Origin of the sequence: Paraburkholderia tagetis, from assembly GCF_022213065.1 — a bacterium.
In the GTDB taxonomy this organism is placed as follows: Bacteria; Pseudomonadota; Gammaproteobacteria; order Burkholderiales; family Burkholderiaceae; genus Paraburkholderia; species Paraburkholderia tagetis.
Window position 1 is genome coordinate 37152 of the sequence record NZ_JAKLJA010000035.1, and the last position, 17574, is coordinate 54725.

Below are 17574 nucleotides of genomic sequence, written 5' to 3' on the forward strand. Positions count from 1 at the left end.
GAGAGACGTATGAACGCGAATCCGAAGTTCATTTCCGCCAACGCGCACGTTGACGAAGCCGCAATCGCGCCGCTGCCCAATTCCCGCAAGGTCTACGTGACCGGTTCGCAGCCCGACATCCGCGTGCCGATGCGCGAAATCACGCAATCGGACACGCCCACGGGCTTCGGCGGCGAAAAGAATCCGCCCATCTACGTCTACGACACCTCGGGTCCGTACACCGATCCTGAAGCGAAGATCGACATCCGCGCAGGTCTGCCCGCGCTGCGTCAGGGCTGGATCGAGAAGCGCGACGACACCGAAGCGCTGCCCGGCCTCTCCTCCGAGTACGGCCGCGAGCGCGCCGCCGATTCGGCTACGGCCGAACTGCGCTTCCCGGGCCTGCATCGCACGCCGCGCCGCGCGAAGGCCGGCAAGAACGTCACGCAGATGCACTACGCGCGCCAAGGCATCATTACGCCCGAGATGGAATACATCGCGATCCGCGAGAACCAGCGCCGCGCCGAGTATCTGGAAAGCCTCAAGACGAGCGGCCCGAACGGCGCAAAGCTCGCCGCGATGATGGGTCGCCAGCACCCGGGCCAGGCGTTCGGCGCCGCGGCTTTCGGTGCAAACGCGCTGCAGGAGATCACGCCCGAATTCGTGCGTGAGGAAATCGCGCGCGGCCGCGCGATCATCCCCGCGAACATCAACCACCCGGAAAGCGAGCCGATGATCATCGGCCGTAACTTCCTCGTGAAGATCAACGCGAACATCGGCAATTCGGCGGTCACGTCGTCGATCGGCGAGGAAGTCGACAAGATGACGTGGGCGATCCGCTGGGGCGGCGACACGGTCATGGACCTCTCGACCGGCAAGCACATTCACGAAACGCGCGAGTGGATCATCCGCAACTCGCCGGTGCCCATCGGCACGGTGCCCATTTATCAAGCGCTCGAGAAGGTCAACGGCAAGGCGGAAGACCTCACGTGGGAAATGTTCCGCGACACGCTCATCGAGCAGGCTGAACAGGGCGTCGATTACTTCACGATTCACGCGGGCGTGCGCCTGCAATACGTGCCGCTCACGGCCAACCGCATGACGGGCATCGTCTCGCGCGGCGGTTCGATCATGGCCAAATGGTGCCTGGCTCACCATAAGGAATCCTTCATTTACGAGCATTTCGAAGAGATCTGCGAAATCATGAAGGCCTATGACGTGAGCTTCTCGCTCGGCGACGGCCTGCGTCCCGGCTCGATCTACGACGCCAACGACGAAGCGCAGCTCGGCGAACTCAAGACGCTCGGCGAGCTCACGCAGATCGCGTGGAAGCATGACGTGCAGGTCATGATCGAAGGCCCGGGCCACGTGCCGATGCAGCTCATCAAGGAGAACATGGATCTCCAGCTCGACTGGTGCAAGGAAGCGCCGTTCTACACGCTCGGACCGCTCACCACCGACATCGCGCCTGGCTACGACCACATCACCTCGGGCATTGGCGCCGCGATGATCGGCTGGTTCGGCACGGCGATGCTCTGCTACGTCACGCCGAAGGAACACCTGGGCCTGCCGAACAAGGACGACGTGAAGGAAGGCATCATCACGTACAAGCTCGCGGCACATGCGGCCGACCTCGCGAAGGGCCACCCGGGCGCGCAGGTGCGCGATAACGCGCTCTCGAAGGCACGCTTCGAGTTCCGTTGGGAAGACCAGTTCAACATCGGTCTCGATCCGGACAAGGCACGCGAGTTCCACGACGAAACGCTGCCGAAGGACTCCGCGAAGGTCGCGCACTTCTGCTCGATGTGCGGCCCGCACTTCTGCTCGATGAAGATCACCCAGGACGTGCGCGACTTCGCGGCGAAACAGGGCGTGAGCGACGATGAGGCACTGAAGAAGGGCATGGAAGTGAAGGCCGTCGAGTTCGTCAAGCAAGGCGCGGAGATTTATCAGCGCCAGTAAGGCACGCAAGACGGTTCGCTGCGCCGCCGCATTCGGGCCCCTCTGCGGGGCCCGAAACAATTTCTAACGACTCCCACAACTCGTTGACAAGCGCACACACCCGGATACCGGACGCGCCACTACGATGAACGTATTGGTAGTGCTCAACGGGCATGCAAACGCCCGAGGCGCCCCACCCCGATACAAAAGGAGTCGAAAAATGAAAACCCTTGCTCGCGCACGCACCCTTCTCACTGTCACAACGCTCGTCGCCGTGATCGGCAGCCTCTCGGCTTGCGACAACATGTCGAGGCGCGACCGCGACACGGCAATCGGCGCGGGTGTCGGCGGCGTCGCTGGCGCAGCGATCGGCGGCAGTGCGCTCTCCACGATCGGCGGTGCCGCGGTGGGCGGCATCATCGGCAACCAGGTCGGCAAGTAAGGGCGGCATTCGCTCCACCGCATTCGCCACATCTAACGCAGCGAAAAAACCAACGACATTACAACAGGCAAATTAGCCGGCAATACTGGATTCACAGACCGGCTTCAGAGAGGATACGCGGCGCACGTCTCGCAAGAGCGTGCGCCGCGCTTGTATCTGGCCCCACCGAAAAGCGGCCGCGGGCACTGGCGTCGCCAGGATCCACCGGTGCCAGTGACAAGCCATGCCGCCCGTTCGCGCCGCACGACCGTACTTTCCCTCCTTGACCCTCCCGAACCATTTTCTATGCTGCAATTGGGTATCGGGGACGGAAGCACAGCCTTACTGAACTCGCCCTCCCTCACGGCGGCACCCCGGTTCTACCCGCGCACCACGCGCGTCGCCGACGCCACGCCCGGCACACCCTTGCGCTCGCACGCATCGATGCACCGATACCAATCAGCATAAAGGAGACGTCATGTTCCATCAGCTGTTGACCCCCATCGGCAATTCGCTATTCCTGTCGTTCCTCGTGGCGGTGCTGCCGATCGTAGTGGTGCTCGTCCTGCTCGGCTGGGCGCGCCGGCCCGCGTGGCAGGCTTCGCTCGCGGGCCTCATCGTGGGCCTGGTCGTCGCCATCGTGGGCTGGCAGTTTCCCGTCAACCTCGCCATCAGTTCGGTGCTCAACGGCGTGGTCTTCGCGCTGTGGCCGGTCATGTGGATCGTCGTCACGGCCATCCTGCTCTACAACATCGCGCTGCGCTCGGGGCGTTTCGCGGCCTTTCGCATGTGGCTGCTCGACAATCTGCCCAACGACCGGCGCATCGTGCTCGTGGTGGTGGGCTTTTCGTTCGGCGCGCTGTTCGAGGGCATCTCCGGCTTCGGCACGCCCGTCGCGATCACCAGTTCGCTCTTGATCATGCTCGGCTTCCCGGCGCTCGAGGCACTCACCTTCACGCTGATCTTCAACACGGCACCGGTGGCGTTCGGCGCGCTCGGCGTGCCGATCACGGTGCTCGGCGCAGTCACCCACCTGCCGGCCGATGCGCTCGGGCAAATGGTCGGCCGCCAGTTGCCGTTCTTCGCCCTGGCGCTGCCCTTCTACGTCATCGCCATCTATGCGGGCGTGCGCGGCATGCTGCGCATCTGGCCGGTGCTGCTGGTCTCGGGCGGCAGCTTCGCGATCACGCAGTTCGTCACCGCTAACTTCATCAACTACAGCCTGACCGACGTGCTTTCGTCGCTTGTCTCGCTGATCCTGACGATCCTGTTTCTGCGCATCTGGAAGCCAGCGGCCGATCCGCGCTTCGAGATCAAGGTCGACCGTGCGAAGGAAGTGCGCAGCGACGTGCCGGGCGCGCAGGGATGGTATCCATGGATCATCGTGTCCGTCGTCGTGATTCTCTGGACGATCGCCAAGGTGTTTGCGATCGGCGACTTGAAGGTGCACTGGCCGGGCCTCGACAAGGCCGTCTACATCACGCTGTACAAGACGCCGTATGGCGCGATCTGGGACTTCCAGCCGCTCGGCACGGGCACGGCGATTCTCCTCGCGGCGATCCTCACCGCGTTGATCGTGCGACTGAAGCCCGCCGACTTCGGCGCCGCGATCGTCGACACCTGGGTGCAGACGCGTATCGCCATCCTGACCGTCGCGACCATCGTCGGGCTCGCGTTCCTGATGAACTACTCGGGTCTCACCTACACGCTGGGTCTGGGCGTTGCCTCGGTAGGCGCGTTCTTTCCGCTCGTCTCGGCGTTCCTCGGCTGGGTTGCCGTGTTCCTCTCGGGCAGCGATACCTCGGGCAACGCGCTGTTCGGCAATCTGCAGGTGGTGGCCGCGAACCAGCTCAACCTCAACCCCGTGCTGATGGCGGCGACCAATTCGTCAGGCGGCGTCATGGGCAAAATGATCTCGCCGCAGAACATCGCGACAGGTGTGGCGACAACGGATCTCAAGGGCAAGGAAGGCCACGTGTTCGCGAAGACCTTCAAGCACTCGATCCTGCTGACAGTGCTGCTCGGCATTCTCGTGTGGCTGCAGCAGAACGTATTCACGTGGATGATTCCGCCGCATTGAAAGCGTCGCGCGGCGCGCGTGAATGCGCACAAAAACGGCATAAAAAAACCGCCTGCGAATCGATGAATCGCAGGCGGTTTTCTTGATTGCCCTGGGGCGGCCTCGGTGCCGCCCGCTGCGTCTCGAGAACGCTTATTGCAACTGTTCGACCACGAGGCCCATGATCTCTTGAGCCGGACGCGACGAGTCGACCTGGTCTTTGTCGTCGAGCACCGACACGCGGGTCTGGTTCTCGGTCACGGCGCGCACGTTGAGCTTGTACTGCTTCGCGACCTTGTCCTTGTGGCCGTGGAAGAGCTGGCTCCAGAAGCCCTGCTCCACCGAGCTCAGGTCCTGCGGATCGACATAGCGCAGGTAGTAGATGCCCTTCGTGCGGTCGCGGTCGTCCACCGTGAAGTTCGCGCGGTCGAGCGCGACACCCACACGCAGCCATGCGCGGTCGTACGGCTCGGAGAGCGTGAGCTCGGTCGACGTGTACTGCCCGCCCGCGGCGCCGTTCGACGAGGAGGACGGCGTGCTCTGGCCAGCGGCGGCCGCGTTCTGCGCCGCGATGGCGGCTGCTGCGGCGTCGGGACCCTTGGCCGACGCATTCTTCGCGCTGCCGTTCGCCTTCGCGTCGGCCTCGGCGGAGATCTGTGCGTCGGGCACACCGGGCTTGGCGCGCGCGAGCGTCACCATGAGCCGCTTGAGGTATTCCGTTTCGAGCGCCGGATCGTTGGGCTTCGGCACCCACTTGCTGGTGTCGTTGTTGGTGCCGGTCAGCTGCTCGCTCAGGCCCTTCTGGCTGATGAAGATATACGTGCCACCCGTGGGCGACGTTTCGAGACGCGTGCGGTACTTGTTGCGCTCCGCCGTGACGTACGAATTGCCCATGGCCCACGACAGCGTATTGCGGATGAGACCGTCGTTGATCTTCGGATGGGTCTCGTTCCAGTCGGTTTCCATCACGCCCTTGTCGCGCTGGTCGACCACCAGCAGGAAGCCCTGCTCCTGCCAGAAGCGGCGCACCTGCGGCCAGACCTGGTCGGGCGTGCGGCTGTCGATGACAAGCCAGCTTTCCGTGCCGTCACGCTGAATGTGCATGCCGGGCACCTGCGGGAGCACCTGGGTCTCGTCGGAGGGCGGCGCGGCGGCCTGAACCTGCTTGAGCGCGGACAGCGAGGTTTCGCCGCCCTGCGGAGGCAGCGAGCGCTGATCGCCCGCTTCGTCGAGCATGTTGGGCGGAACGGCCAGCGACGCCTGCTTCGCCTTTGCGTCGCTGCGGTAATCGATCTTGCCGGGCGTCGGCGAGCTGCAGCCGGCGACCAGCCCGCCCGCCATCAGGAGCGCGAGCGCGCGTGCGGCAAGACGTTGGTGAAAATCACTCATGTTCGGGTAATCCCTTCGGCTAGGCCACGGGCTAGTTTCCGTGGATCAACCCGAGATTTTACCGGCGAGATGCCGTGCTGTGCAAAAACCGGATACAGCGGCGCCACCAGGCGCGCATCGGCCCGGCAAACAAAGGCCCTAACCCGCCGGGTGACGGGTCGCGAGGCCAGCTTTGACACCATCCATGTAACGTTTTTCAACATTCAAAAAAGCCCTCTCCGGGCCTGCATATCAGAAAAATCTCTTTATTGATCAATGGCTTGCGAGGAAAAGCGGCGTGCCACCGAATTTGCGCCGGTCGGCACTGGCGTCTCGCGGGTCTTGTACAAGCGACCCGGTGCTAATTTCCCCAAGAAAAAAGAGATAAGTCTGAAGAACAACATCCGGAGAGATTAATGACAGCTTGCAGCCGCTTGCAGGCGGGCCGCGCAGCGGCCTTCGCCTGCGTCTTCTCGTGCCTTGCGGCCAGCGCAGCACCGGCCCAGGCAGCGCTCGGCGACACGGCCCCGCCCAACGTCCCCCAAACCTCCGCCCTCGCTGCCTCCCAGACATTCGCGGGCGGCGCGGCGCGCGTGACGAGCTATGTCGACGCGGGCGGCACGCGCTTGAACGAGTACATCGCCACCCGCAGCGGCGAAATTTTCGCCTATACGTGGCAAGGCCCCACCCCGCCGGATTTCGATACGCTGCTCGGCCGCTATGCCGCCGACTGGCGCAGCGGCGCAGCCGTGCTTCATGCCGCCGGACGCGACGGCTTGCACGCAGCACGCGTCGATACACCCACGGTCGTCGTCGAATCCGGCGGCCACATGCGCAGCTATGTCGGCCGCGCGTGGCTGCCGGCGGCGCTGCCTGCGGGCATCACGGAAGGAGACCTGCGATGAGCACGCCGATACGACAAGCCTTGACGCGGGGAAGGCGCGCAAACACGCGCTCGATCGTGCTCGCCGGTATTTTCGCGGTGGCGCTCGTGGCCTGCGGCGGCAGCAGCGGCAACAACGGCGCGGCAGGCGCCACCGCACCGGCGAGCGCACCCGCTGCCGCCAGTGCGCCGTTGGGGGCGAGTTCGCCGCCCTCGACCGGCTCGGGCACCTCGAGCACCTCTGGCAGCACGTCGGGCACCGTGCCGCAATCGACTACGCCGAATGTCGTCGCGGTCAGCGTCGCCGCCACCGCCAACTCAGCACGCAACATGCTCATGGCCAGCGTGACCGTGTGCGTGCCGGGCACGAACACCTGCGCCACCGTCGACAACGTGCAGGTCGACACCGGCTCGCAAGGCCTGCGCCTGCTTGCCTCCGCCCTGCCGGCCGGATTCGCGCTGCCCGCCGTCAACGCCGGCGCCGGCTCGGCGCCTGCCGGCGAATGCGCGGCCTTCGGCACCGGCTACACATGGGGCGCGGTGCGCAGCGCCGACGTGCGGCTCGCGGGCGAGGTGGCTCCCTCGCTGCCGATCCAGGTGATCGCCGATCCGTCCGTGCCGACCACGCCGAGTGTCTGCCAGGGCTTCGGACTCGCGATGATCAATACCACGGCGCTGCGCTCGAACGGCATTCTCGGCGTCGGGCTCTTCAGCGCCGACTGCGGCGCGGCCTGCGTCAAACAGGCCAATAGTTCGTGGTACTACGCATGCCCTTCCGGCGTCTGCACAGCGAGTGCGCAACCGCTCGCGCAGCAGGTGAGCAATCCCGTTGCGTCGTTTGCCACCGACAACAACGGCGTCGTGATCGACCTGCCCGCAGTGCCCGACACGGGCCAAAGCGCGGTGAGCGGATCCTTGATCTTCGGCATCGGCTCGCAGTCGAATAACGCGCTCGGCGGCGCGACGGTGCTGCGCACGAATACGGTGACGGGCTTCGTGACGACCACGACCTCGGACGGCTCGGTCTATCCGCTGAGCTATCTGGACAGCGGCTCGAACGGCTTTTTCTTCGCGAGCCCGGCCCTCACCCGCTGTGGCGTGTGGTACTGCCCGAGTTCGCCGCTAAGCATCGGCGCGACGATCAAGGGAACGGATGGCATCAGCGCGCCGGCGTCTGTCTCGGTCGCGAACGCGCAAACGCTCCTCGCGAGCGGCAACTGGGCGTTCGACAACCTCGCGGGCTACAACGGCAACATGTTCGGCTGGGGACTGCCGTTCTTCTTCGGGCGGCGCATCTACACGGCTATCGAAGCTCAGGTGACCCCGGCGGGAACGGGGCCGTATTTCGCGTTCTGATCGCGTTCCGGGCTTCGTGCAAGCGCGCGCCGGGTCACTCGTCGTCGGCGTCCGGGGCGGGCGTGGTCTTCGCGAGCGCGCCCGGCGAAAGCCAGCGGAACGACGTGAGGCTACCCGTTCTGTCGTAGGTGCACTCGGCGGCCGTGGACGGGCGCGGCGCCTTGTGCAGACCGAGCTTGACGGCAAGCACGGCCATCGGCGTGGTGGGCTTGCTCTCGACGACCGGAGCCGCGACAGGAGCGGACGCTGCTGACGCACCGGACGCCGCCGAGGCCATGGATGCGATCGACGACGCCGAAGCGCCGTATGCAGCTGCGGCACCGGACGTCGCCGAGGCCACGGTGGCGCTCGCACCCGAGGCGCCGACCGCGACCGCGCCAGGCGTACCCGCGGCGGCGGCGGCGGCCGACGTGCTGAGCACCCCCGAGGCCGGCAGCGCGCCGCGCGCAAGGACCCCTTCGACGACGACACGCTTGCCGCGATACGCCACCGCGGTATGCGTGACGGACAATTCGCCCAGCGATGCGTTGGCGAGCCGGGTGCGCATTTCCTGCTCGCACGCGCTGGGGTTCTGATACTGCGCGACGCATCCCGCGAGCAGAGTGGCACCGGCGGCGAGGCCGACGAGGCAGGCTTTCCGTTTGTTCATCGCTCTTGTTGCGCTTCTCGCGCGGTTCGGTTTTCAGGCTGCGGCAATTGTAGCGTACAGGCCGCGAAGACCCGAGGCACGCCGGGTCCTTTGGTACTTTGGTAGCCACTCAGCCATCACAACCGCCACCCCCGGCGCTCGCTGGCCGCGCCGGCCTGCTATCATCGCGGCTGTATATCCATACAGTGCCGCGCGTGCTTCCCGAATCTCCCGATCCGTTCTATTACCTCGCGAACTTCGAGCGCGCGCTCGCCTCGCTCGATGCGCGCTGCGCCGATCTGTTCGACGACGCCGAGCGGCGCTTCGTACAGGGCTTCGGCGCCTTGCCGCGCGCCTCACGCGCGCTGTTCGTACGCATGCTGATGCGCAAGGGCCCGGTCTTTCGCGCGAGCAAGCTCGACTACGCCGAGATTGGCTGCCCGCGCGCGGCGGCAACGCCCCTTGTCGAAGCGCGCTGGCTGGACGCCGCGCCCGTGCTCGCGCTCGACGCGCTCGCGGCGCTCGTCAGCAAAGCCGAGTTGCAGGAGCTCGATGCGCGCCTCGCAGCGGACGCTCATGCGCATGGCGCGCACGGTGCGTCTGAGGCATTCGATGCAGCCGACGCGTCTGACGTGCCCGACGCGCTCAAGGCGCCGAACGCGCCGTTTGCCGGTACCTCCTCGCGCGCCACGCGTACCCGGTGCATCCCGCAGACCACCCGAACCACCCGAACCACACGCGCCGAGACGCTCGAAGCCCTGCATGCCGCCGCGCCCGAGCCGCGCGGCTGGTCCGCATGGTTTCCGGACTCGGCCGATACGGTCTTCCATCTGAGCGCCGCGCCGCTGTGCGAGCGGCTCAGGCTGATGTTCTTCGGCAATCTGCGGCAGGACTGGTCCGAGTTCGTGCTCACCGACCTGGGCGTCTACCGCTACGAGCCGGTGCCGCTCGATAGCGCGTCGCGCGCGTTCCAGCAACGCGCCGACATCGACGCCTGGCTTGCGCTGCGCGACTGCCGCGAGACCTTCGATCTCGCGCCGGACGCTGCGTCGGCCGTCACCGCCCTTGGCGCGGCGCTCGATACGCTCGACTCGCTCGCACCGCATACGAGGAACAACGACTGGCTGCGCGCGCGCCACGACCGGGTACGGCACGCGGCCGGCCAGGCGGCCGAGCGCCTGGACGAGCCGGCGCTTGCGTGGCGCGCCTATCTCGACAGCGGCCATCCCGAATCGCGCTACCGGCGCGTGCGCGTTCTGGAGCAACTGGGCCGCTGCGAAGAAGCCCTCGCGCTCGCACAAGCGATTGCCAACGCGCCCGCGAACGAGGAGGAAGCGCAGCGCGCAACGCGCACGCTCGCGCGTCTGGAGCGACGGCGCCCCGCAGACACGACACGGGCAAAGCCGGCAACATGCACGACGCAGACGACGCAGACGGCCACCGACACGCCGACTTTCGCAAACGCCGAACTCACGCTACCCGCCGCTTTTGCGGGCCTGCGCGTGGAAGAAGCCGCACGCCGGACGCTCGAAAGTGCCGGCGCGCCCGTCTTCTACGTCGAGAACACGCTCATCAACGGCCTTTTCGGCCTGCTCTGCTGGCCCGCGCTCTTCGCGGCGCTACCGGGTGCATTCTTCCATCCGTTCCAGCGGGGCCCCGCCGATCTGCACGCCGCCGACTTCGTCGCGCGGCGTGCCGGGCTCTTTGCCGCCTGTCTCGCCGAACTGGAAAGCGGCACGTATCGCGCGACCATCGAGCGGCGTTTTGGCGATAAGTACGGCATCCAGTCACCTTATGTCGCGTGGCCCGCGCTCGATGCCGCGCTGCTGGCGCTCGCGCTCGACTGCTTTCCCGCTGCCCACTTGCGGCTATGGTTCGAGCGTCTCCTGCGCGAGCCCGCCGCGAACCGTTCGGGCCTGCCCGACCTCGTGCGCTTCTGGCCGCACGAGCGACGTTACGAGCTGATCGAGGTAAAGGGTCCCGGCGACCGGCTCCAGGACAACCAGCGCCGCTGGCTCGCGTACTGCGCCGCGCACGGCCTGCCCGTGACGGTGCTGCAAGTCCGCTGGGCCGCGCAGGAAAGCGCGACGGCTGCGCCAGTGCCATGAGCTACACCGTCGCGGTCCGTACGCTCTGCGAGTTCACCGCGAAACGCGGCGACCTCGATCTGCGCTTCACGCCTTCGCCCGATGCAAGCGAAGGCCGCGCCGGCCACGCCGCAATCGCTGCACGCCGCCCCGCCGGCTACGAAACCGAAGTCGCGCTCACCAGTGTGTTCGGCACGCTCACCGTGCGCGGCCGCGCCGACGGCTATGACCCCGCACGCCAGCGGCTCGAAGAATTCAAAACGTATCGCGGCGATCTGGACGCGATGCGCGAGAACCAGCGCGCACTGCACTGGGCGCAACTGCGCGTCTACGGCGCGCTGATGTGCGAGAAGCTCGGCCTCGACGCGCTCGAACTCGCGCTCGTCTACTACGAGATCGGCTCGGGCCACGAGACGGCGCTCGTCGAGCACGCGAGCGCCCAGCAACTGCGCGCCGAATTCGAGTCGCAATGCACGCGCTTCGTCGCGTGGGCGGAACAGGAGAGCACCCATCGCGCGGCGCGCGACGTTGCGCTCGCGGCATTGCGGCTGCCGCATGCGACGTTCCGCGCAGGACAGCGCGATCTCGCCGAGGCCGTGTGGCGCGCGGCAACGCAAGGACGCTGCCTGCTCGCGGAAGCGCCCACCGGCATCGGCAAGACCATCGGTACGTTGTTCCCACAACTGAAAGCCTGCGCGCGCGCCGGCATCGACAAGGTGCTGTTCTTGAGCGCGAAGAGTTCGGGACGCCAGCTCGCCATCGACGCACTCAGCGCGCTCGCCACTGCGCAAGTCGATAGCGAGCCCGACGTGAATGGCGGTAGTGCTGCGCTGCCGCTGCGCGTGCTCGAACTCGTCGCGCGCGATAAGGCCTGCGAGCACCCGGACCTCGCGTGCCACGGGCAATCGTGTCCGCTCGCGCGCGGTTTCTACGACCGCCTGCCCGCTGCGCGCGCCGCCGCGCTCACGCGTATGCGGCTCGAGCGAGCGGCGCTGCGCGAGGTCGCACGCGAACATGAGGTGTGTCCGTACTACCTCGGCCAGGAGCTCGCGCGCTGGAGCGACGTGATCGTCGGCGACTACAACTACTACTTCGATGTGAGCGCCATGCTATTCATGCTCAGTGCGCACAATCAGTGGCGCGTGAGCGTGCTCGTGGACGAAGCGCACAACCTGCCTGAACGCGCCCGCGCGATGTATTCCGCCGAGCTCGTGCAAACTCGCCTGGACGCCGTGCGGCGCGCCGCGAGCGCCCCCGTGAAACGCGCGCTGACCCGCCTCGCGCGTCACTGGAACGCGCAGAACGCCGTGGAGCCGAACGCCTGGCGCGCGAGCGAGACGCTGCCCGAGGGTTTGGTCGCCGCGCTCGGCGACGTGATCGCGGCCATTGGCGATCAACTCGAGCAACCTGCCCTGGTGCGCGATGTCGAACTCGAACGCTTCTATTTCGACGCACTGCACTTCGTGCGCATGGCCGAGCGCTTCGACGCGCAATCGATCTTCGACGTCACCCCGCTTGCTGCGCGAGACGCAAAGCGCACACGTTCGACGCTCTGCATCCGCAACATCGTGCCCGCCGGTGCGCTGCGCGCGCGCATGGCGGCGGCTCACAGCGTCACGCTTTTCTCGGCGACGCTCACGCCCACGCACTACTACACCGACATGCTCGGCCTGCCTTCGAATACGGTGAACGTGGAAATCGGCACGCCGTTTCGCGCCGAGCAACTCGACGTGCGGATCGCGCGCGATATCTCGACACGCTACAAGGACCGCGAGCGCTCGCTCGATACGCTGATCGAGCGCCTCGCCAATCAATATGACGCGCGCCCCGGCAATTACCTGTGTTTCTTCAGCAGCTACGACTATCTCCAGCTTGCCGCCGATGCCTTCGTCGCACGACATCCGCACGTGAGCACATGGATGCAGTCGCGCACGATGGACGAAGCGCAACAGCAAGCCTTCGTCGCGCGCTTCGTGGAGGGCGGCTGCGGGATCGGCTTTGCCGTGCTCGGCGGGGCATTCGGCGAGGGCATCGACCTGCCGGGCACGCGCCTCATCGGCACCTTTATCGCGACGCTCGGCATGCCTCAGGTGAATCCCGTGAACGAGGCGATGCGCGAGCGCATGCAAACGCTCTACGGCGCCGGATTCGACTACACCTATCTGATCCCCGGGTTGCGCAAGGTCGTGCAGGCTGCGGGCCGCGTGATTCGCACCGAACGCGATTCCGGCGTCGTGCATCTGCTCGACGACCGCTTCGCGCGGCCGGATGTGCGCGCGCTATTGCCCGCGTGGTGGCACGTAGGCTAAACGCTCTCGATCAATAGTCCGAATCAATTATTTCGATGTTGCATTGGCGCCGTGATTTTTCAGGCGGCCCATGGCGAATACCGGTTCGAGTGCGCGATAGAGCGCATGAAACGTCGGACGACGCGTCTCGCGATACCACGCGTGACGGCCTGCGTCCGGCTCGCGCACAGCCAGCACGGGCGGTTGTGGGCACACTTCGTCGAGCGACGCTTGCGGCTCGAGCGCGAGGTGGGCCAGGCGCGCCGCGCCCAAGGCCGGACCGACCTCGCCGCCCGCGCGCAGCGTGAGCGCCCGCCCGCTGATATCGGCGAGCATCTGCGTCCACCACGCGCTGCGCGAGCCGCCGCCGATCACGGTGATCGCCTCGGGCACGAGGCCCGCCGCATGCAGCGCGTCCATGCCGTCGAGCAGCGCAAAGCCCACGCCTTCGAGCGTGGCGTTGGCGAGATCGGCGCGCGTGGTCTCCGGCGTCATGCCGTAGAACACGCCCTTCGCATTGACGTTGTTATGCGGCGTGCGCTCGCCGCTCAGATAAGGCAGGAACCAGGGCCTGCGCGCATCGAGCGTGGCGCCCGCCTGCGCGTGCGCGTCGGCGAGCAATGCGGCGACGCTTTCATGGCCCGTCAAACGCGTCGTGAAATCGAGGCAACTCGCGGCGTTGAGCATTACCGACATCAAATGCCACGTATGCGGCAACGCATGGCAGAAGCTATGGACGGCGGAATCCGGGTTCGCAAGAAAGCCGTCCGAGACGGCGAAATACACGCCCGACGTACCCAGCGACAGCATCGCATCGCCGGGCCGCACGATCCCCACGCCCACCGCACCCGCCGCGTTGTCGCCGCCGCCCGCCGCCACCGGAATCTCGCGCAAGCCGAATTCGCGCGCGATCCCGGCGCGCAGCGTACCGGTCACCTCGTTGCCTTCGAAGACCTCGGGCATCTGCGCGCGCGTCAGGCCGCAAGCGCACAGCAACGCCTCGCTATAGTCGCGCTTCGCAACGTCGAGCCAGAGCGTGCCGGCTGCATCTGACGGGTCGGTTGCGAACACGCCCGTCAACAGCCAGCGCAGATAGTCCTTGGGCAGCAGCACGTGTGCGATGCGTGCGAAAACCTCGGGCTCGTGCTTGCGCACCCAGAGCAGCTTGGGCGCGGTGAAGCCCGGCATCGCGAGGTTGCCGGCCACGGCATGAAGATCGGGCACGGCCTTTTCCAGCTCGACACATTCGGAATCCGAACGACCGTCGTTCCAGAGAATCGCCGGACGCAGCACCTCGCCTTTCGCATCGAGCAGCGTCGCGCCATGCATCTGTCCGGTGAGGCCGATCGCTTCGATACGCGCCGTGTCGATGCCATTGCGCCGCACCGTGTCGAGCAGTTCGCGCAGCGCACTGCGTGTGGCGCGCCACCAGTCCTGAGGCGCCTGCTCCGACCAGCGCGGCTGCGGCCGGCTCGCCGCGAGCGGTGCGCTCGCACTGCCGAGCACGTCGCCGGCGCGATCGAGCAACACCGCCTTCACACCCGATGTGCCGAGATCGATACCGATAAACATGTCCGCATCCCTTTCCTTGTGCTTCGCAGCACGCGTTCAACGCTGGCTGTAGATCGCCTGATTGACGATGTTTTCGAGCCGCTCCTGCTGGCCGCTCGCATGCTGCGGATTCAGGTCACGCGCAGCGGCATCGGCGGCCAACGACGCCAGCGAATAGCCGCCAGCGAGGATCTTGCGGCCGAACTCGGTATCCCATCCCGCGTAACGCTGACGCCTGAACTGTTCGAGGCGGTCGTTCTCCACCAGGGTAGCCGCGCGCTCGAGTGCGAGGGCGAGCACGTCGATCGCGCCCACGTGGCCATAGAACAGATCTTCGGGATCGACGCTTTGGCGCCGCAGCTTCGCATCGAAATTCATGCCCCCCGTGGTGAAGCCGCCATGGCGCAGGATCTCGTAGAACGCCAATGTGAGTTCTTCCACGCTGTTCGGAAATTGATCGGTGTCCCAGCCGTTCTGCGGATCGCCGCGGTTGGCGTCGACACTGCCGAACACGCCGAGCGCGCAGGCCATCGCAATCTCGTGATGAAACGAATGGCCCGCGAGCGTGGCATGATTCGCTTCGATATTCACGCGAATTTCGTTCTGCAGTCCGTACTGCGTGAGAAAACCATGGACCGTGGCGACATCGTAATCGTACTGGTGTTTGGTGGGCTCCTGCGGCTTCGGCTCGATCAGCAGCGTGCCCTTGAAACCGATGCGCTCCTTGTGCTCGACCACCATCGAAAGAAAGCGTGCGAACTGTTCGCGCTCACGCACGAGGTCCGTGTTGAGCAGCGTTTCGTAGCCCTCGCGACCACCCCACAACACGTAATTTTCGCCCCCCAGCCGATGCGTGGCGTCGAGCGCATGGCACACCTGGGTCGCCGCATAGGCAAAGACTTCGGGGTTCGGGTTCGTGGCCGCGCCCGCGGCGTAGCGCGGGTGCGAAAACAGATTCGCCGTTCCCCACAGCAGTTTCATGCCGCTCGCCTGCTGCTTGCCGGCGAGGTAATCCACCATGCGCGCGAAGTTTTCCTTGTAGTCCTTGAGATCCTTGCCTTCAGGCGCGACATCGGTGTCATGGAACGTGTAGAACGGCACGCCGAGTTTCGTGAAGAACTCGAATGCCGCATCGGCCTTCTGGTGCGCACGCTCCATCGCGTCGCCAGGCTGCTGCCACGGCCGATGAAAAGTGCCCTGCCCGAAGATATCGACGCCGGGCCACACGAACGTATGCCAGTAGCAAACCGCAATACGCAGATGCTCTTCCAACGTCTTGCCGAGTATCTTCTTCGTGCGATCGTAGTGGCGCCAGGCCAGCGGATTGTCCGATTGCGGGCCTTCGTAGCGGATCGCGGGAATAGCTTCGAAATACGACATGGCGTCTCCTGTCCCATTCAAAACCGTCATGTTGCGGCGCAACGGCATGCGTCCTGGCGTTCTGACGCCATACTGCCCGCGTCGCTCGAAAGGCCGCAATTGCGAAATTGCGCGACCTGCATAACGTTTCCTGCCAGTGGCCCGGCAGACGCGCGCGCTCGGCACGCTCTCGGCCTAAAATAGCCGGACGCTTAAAAGGACGCGCGCCCGCGCCTCTTCACCGTGAAGTTGGCACAAGCACCGCGCAAGCCCCACGCCCGAACCGGAGACAAGTGCGCTTGCCGCAATGCGAGCAAGCGCCGGCACCACCCATCGCATGCCATGAACCGTGCTCCCGCTTCTCAGAAAGCGCATCGCATCGCGCTGCTCTTCAATGCGAACAAGGTGTACGACCGCGAGATCATCGCGGGCATCGGCCATTACCTGCGCTCGACGCGCGTGGCGTGGAACCTCTTTCTCGAAGAGGATTTCCGCTGCCGGCTCGCGGGCATCGAGCGCTTTAACGGCGACGGCATCATCGCCGACTTCGACGACCCCGCCGTTGCCGATGCGCTTGCTGACTGTCCGCTGCCGGTGGTGGCGGTCGGCTCCTCGTTCGAGGATCCGGCGCAGTACCCCGCCACGCTGCCCTATATCGCCACCGACAACCACAAGCTCGTCTCGCTTGCATGGACGCACCTGATCGGCGCTGGCCTGCCGCATCTCGCCATGTACAGCCTGCCCGTCGCGCAAGAAAACCGCTGGGCGCAGGAACGCGAGCGGGCCTTCATGGCGCTCGCGCAAGCAGAGGGTGTGCAGGCGCCCATCTATCGCGGCCTTGCCACGAGTGCACCGTCGTGGAACCAGGCCATCGAGCAATTGAGCGCATGGCTGCATGCATTGCCCAAGCCCGCGGGCGTGATCGCCGTGACCGACGCACGCGCACGACATCTGTTGCAGGCTTGCCTGATGCACGGCATCGCTGTGCCGGAACAGGTAGCGATCATCGGTATCGACAACGACCCGCTCACGCGCACACTCACACGCATCCCGCTTTCCTCGGTCATTCAGGGCACCGAGGAAATGGGCAAGACGGCAGCGCACCTGCTGCATCAAATGCTGGGCGGTGCACGTTTTCCGGGACGACGCATTCTGGTTCCGCCCGTTGGCATCAATGTGCTGGAATCGACGCGGCATGAACCGCTGTCGAGCCCGCATGTGATGCGTGCACGGCACTTCATCCGCCAGTACGCATGCCAGGGCATCAAGACCGAGCAGGTTGCCGATTACGTGGGCGTGTCGCGCTCGTCGCTGGAAGAATATTTCCGGCGCGAGTTGCATTGCACCGTCCACCAGGAAATCCTGCGGCACAAGCTCGACGCCGCGAAGGCCATGCTCGCGAGCCGTGATGCGTCGAGCGCCGAAGTGGCCATCCGCTGTGGCTTCACCTCGCTCCAGTACATGTATGCGGTGTTCCGACGTGAACTGGACTGCACGCCGCGCGAGTATCAAGACAGCGTGGCGACGCCCTCCGGCAAGGCTTTGCCAGCCGCTCCCCCGCGGCCGGATCGGTGAACTGAGCGGTGACCTGAGCAGCGAACTGAGCAGTGAACTGAGCCGAGCCTGAGCCCCAACGACCTTTCAGACCCACGCC

At 65.8% G+C, this 17574-nt stretch carries 13 protein-coding genes; 8 read left to right on the forward strand and 5 right to left on the reverse strand.

From position 1 onward, the window contains the following. Window positions 1–9: 9 nt before the first annotated feature. From thiC to L5014_RS29290, 3 genes are all read left to right on the forward strand, one after another. On the forward strand, window positions 10–1941 hold the full coding sequence (thiC, locus tag L5014_RS29280; protein WP_238467294.1) for a phosphomethylpyrimidine synthase ThiC: 1932 nt from the start codon (window positions 10–12) through the stop codon (window positions 1939–1941). 199 nt (window positions 1942–2140) lie between these two features. After that, the gene (locus L5014_RS29285) at window positions 2141–2362 is read left to right on the forward strand and encodes a glycine zipper 2TM domain-containing protein (RefSeq protein ID WP_238467295.1); all 222 of its coding nucleotides are present in this window, start codon (window positions 2141–2143) and stop codon (window positions 2360–2362) included. 457 nt (window positions 2363–2819) lie between these two features. Further along, entirely contained in the window at window positions 2820–4421 is a 1602-nt protein-coding gene (locus L5014_RS29290; RefSeq protein ID WP_238467296.1) for an L-lactate permease, read from the forward strand. Window positions 4422–4553: 132 nt separating this feature from the next. On the opposite strand, the gene bamC is transcribed toward L5014_RS29290, so the two are convergent. Continuing rightward, window positions 4554–5789: an outer membrane protein assembly factor BamC gene (gene bamC, locus L5014_RS29295; RefSeq protein ID WP_238467297.1), complete on the reverse strand. Its 1236-nt coding sequence runs from the start codon at window positions 5787–5789 to the stop codon at window positions 4554–4556. Window positions 5790–6184: 395 nt separating this feature from the next. Between bamC and L5014_RS29300 the strand changes: the two genes are divergently transcribed. Continuing rightward, window positions 6185–6673 (forward strand): DUF2844 domain-containing protein, encoded by a 489-nt coding sequence (locus L5014_RS29300; RefSeq protein WP_238467298.1) that lies wholly within the window; start codon window positions 6185–6187, stop codon window positions 6671–6673. Here the strand turns inward: L5014_RS29300 and L5014_RS38865 are convergent. Beyond that, window positions 6651–6983 carry a hypothetical protein gene (locus L5014_RS38865; protein ID WP_338019350.1) on the reverse strand — a complete coding sequence of 111 codons (333 nt, stop codon included), beginning with the start codon at window positions 6981–6983 and terminating at the stop codon, window positions 6651–6653. The two genes, L5014_RS29300 and L5014_RS38865, sit on opposite strands and share 23 nt — an antisense overlap. Between L5014_RS38865 and L5014_RS29305 the strand changes: the two genes are divergently transcribed. Continuing rightward, window positions 6982–8007: a DUF3443 domain-containing protein gene (locus L5014_RS29305; RefSeq protein WP_338019351.1), complete on the forward strand. Its 1026-nt coding sequence runs from the start codon at window positions 6982–6984 to the stop codon at window positions 8005–8007. The two genes, L5014_RS38865 and L5014_RS29305, sit on opposite strands and share 2 nt — an antisense overlap. Before the next feature lie 34 nt (window positions 8008–8041). Here the strand turns inward: L5014_RS29305 and L5014_RS29310 are convergent, their stop codons facing one another. Continuing rightward, on the reverse strand, window positions 8042–8656 hold the full coding sequence (locus L5014_RS29310) for a hypothetical protein (protein WP_238467300.1): 615 nt from the start codon (window positions 8654–8656) through the stop codon (window positions 8042–8044). Window positions 8657–8850: 194 nt separating this feature from the next. Between L5014_RS29310 and L5014_RS29315 the strand changes: the two genes are divergently transcribed. Both L5014_RS29315 and L5014_RS29320 read left to right on the forward strand, forming a co-directional pair. Beyond that, the gene (locus L5014_RS29315; protein WP_238467301.1) at window positions 8851–10743 is read left to right on the forward strand and encodes a VRR-NUC domain-containing protein; all 1893 of its coding nucleotides are present in this window, start codon (window positions 8851–8853) and stop codon (window positions 10741–10743) included. Continuing rightward, complete coding sequence (locus L5014_RS29320) at window positions 10740–13031, forward strand: ATP-dependent DNA helicase (protein ID WP_238467302.1); 2292 nt, start codon at window positions 10740–10742, stop codon at window positions 13029–13031. Before L5014_RS29315 ends, L5014_RS29320 begins: the two co-directional genes overlap by 4 nt. Window positions 13032–13058: 27 nt before the next feature. On the opposite strand, the gene xylB is transcribed toward L5014_RS29320, so the two are convergent. After that, window positions 13059–14582: a xylulokinase gene (gene xylB / locus L5014_RS29325; RefSeq protein ID WP_238467303.1), complete on the reverse strand. Its 1524-nt coding sequence runs from the start codon at window positions 14580–14582 to the stop codon at window positions 13059–13061. Window positions 14583–14618: 36 nt separating this feature from the next. Then, window positions 14619–15941 carry a xylose isomerase gene (gene xylA, locus L5014_RS29330; RefSeq protein ID WP_238467304.1) on the reverse strand — a complete coding sequence of 441 codons (1323 nt, stop codon included), beginning with the start codon at window positions 15939–15941 and terminating at the stop codon, window positions 14619–14621. 321 nt (window positions 15942–16262) lie between these two features. On the opposite strand from xylA, the gene L5014_RS29335 reads away from it, so the two are divergent. Continuing rightward, window positions 16263–17495 (forward strand): XylR family transcriptional regulator, encoded by a 1233-nt coding sequence (locus L5014_RS29335; protein WP_238467305.1) that lies wholly within the window; start codon window positions 16263–16265, stop codon window positions 17493–17495. Window positions 17496–17574: the final 79 nt, after the last annotated feature.

Coding starts and splice junctions, on each gene's coding strand:
- L5014_RS29305 (WP_338019351.1), top strand. CDS start 6,982: ATGCTCATGGCCAGCGTGACCGTGTGCGTGCCGGGCACGAACACCTGC.
- L5014_RS29290 (WP_238467296.1), top strand. CDS start 2,820: ATGTTCCATCAGCTGTTGACCCCCATCGGCAATTCGCTATTCCTGTCG.
- L5014_RS29300 (WP_238467298.1), top strand. CDS start 6,185: ATGACAGCTTGCAGCCGCTTGCAGGCGGGCCGCGCAGCGGCCTTCGCC.
- L5014_RS29320 (WP_238467302.1), top strand. CDS start 10,740: ATGAGCTACACCGTCGCGGTCCGTACGCTCTGCGAGTTCACCGCGAAA.
- L5014_RS29310 (WP_238467300.1), bottom strand. CDS start 8,656: ATGAACAAACGGAAAGCCTGCCTCGTCGGCCTCGCCGCCGGTGCCACT.
- L5014_RS29285 (WP_238467295.1), top strand. CDS start 2,141: ATGAAAACCCTTGCTCGCGCACGCACCCTTCTCACTGTCACAACGCTC.
- L5014_RS38865 (WP_338019350.1), bottom strand. CDS start 6,983: ATGTTGCGTGCTGAGTTGGCGGTGGCGGCGACGCTGACCGCGACGACA.
- xylB (WP_238467303.1), bottom strand. CDS start 14,582: ATGTTTATCGGTATCGATCTCGGCACATCGGGTGTGAAGGCGGTGTTG.
- xylA (WP_238467304.1), bottom strand. CDS start 15,941: ATGTCGTATTTCGAAGCTATTCCCGCGATCCGCTACGAAGGCCCGCAA.
- thiC (WP_238467294.1), top strand. CDS start 10: ATGAACGCGAATCCGAAGTTCATTTCCGCCAACGCGCACGTTGACGAA.
- bamC (WP_238467297.1), bottom strand. CDS start 5,789: ATGAGTGATTTTCACCAACGTCTTGCCGCACGCGCGCTCGCGCTCCTG.
- L5014_RS29335 (WP_238467305.1), top strand. CDS start 16,263: ATGAACCGTGCTCCCGCTTCTCAGAAAGCGCATCGCATCGCGCTGCTC.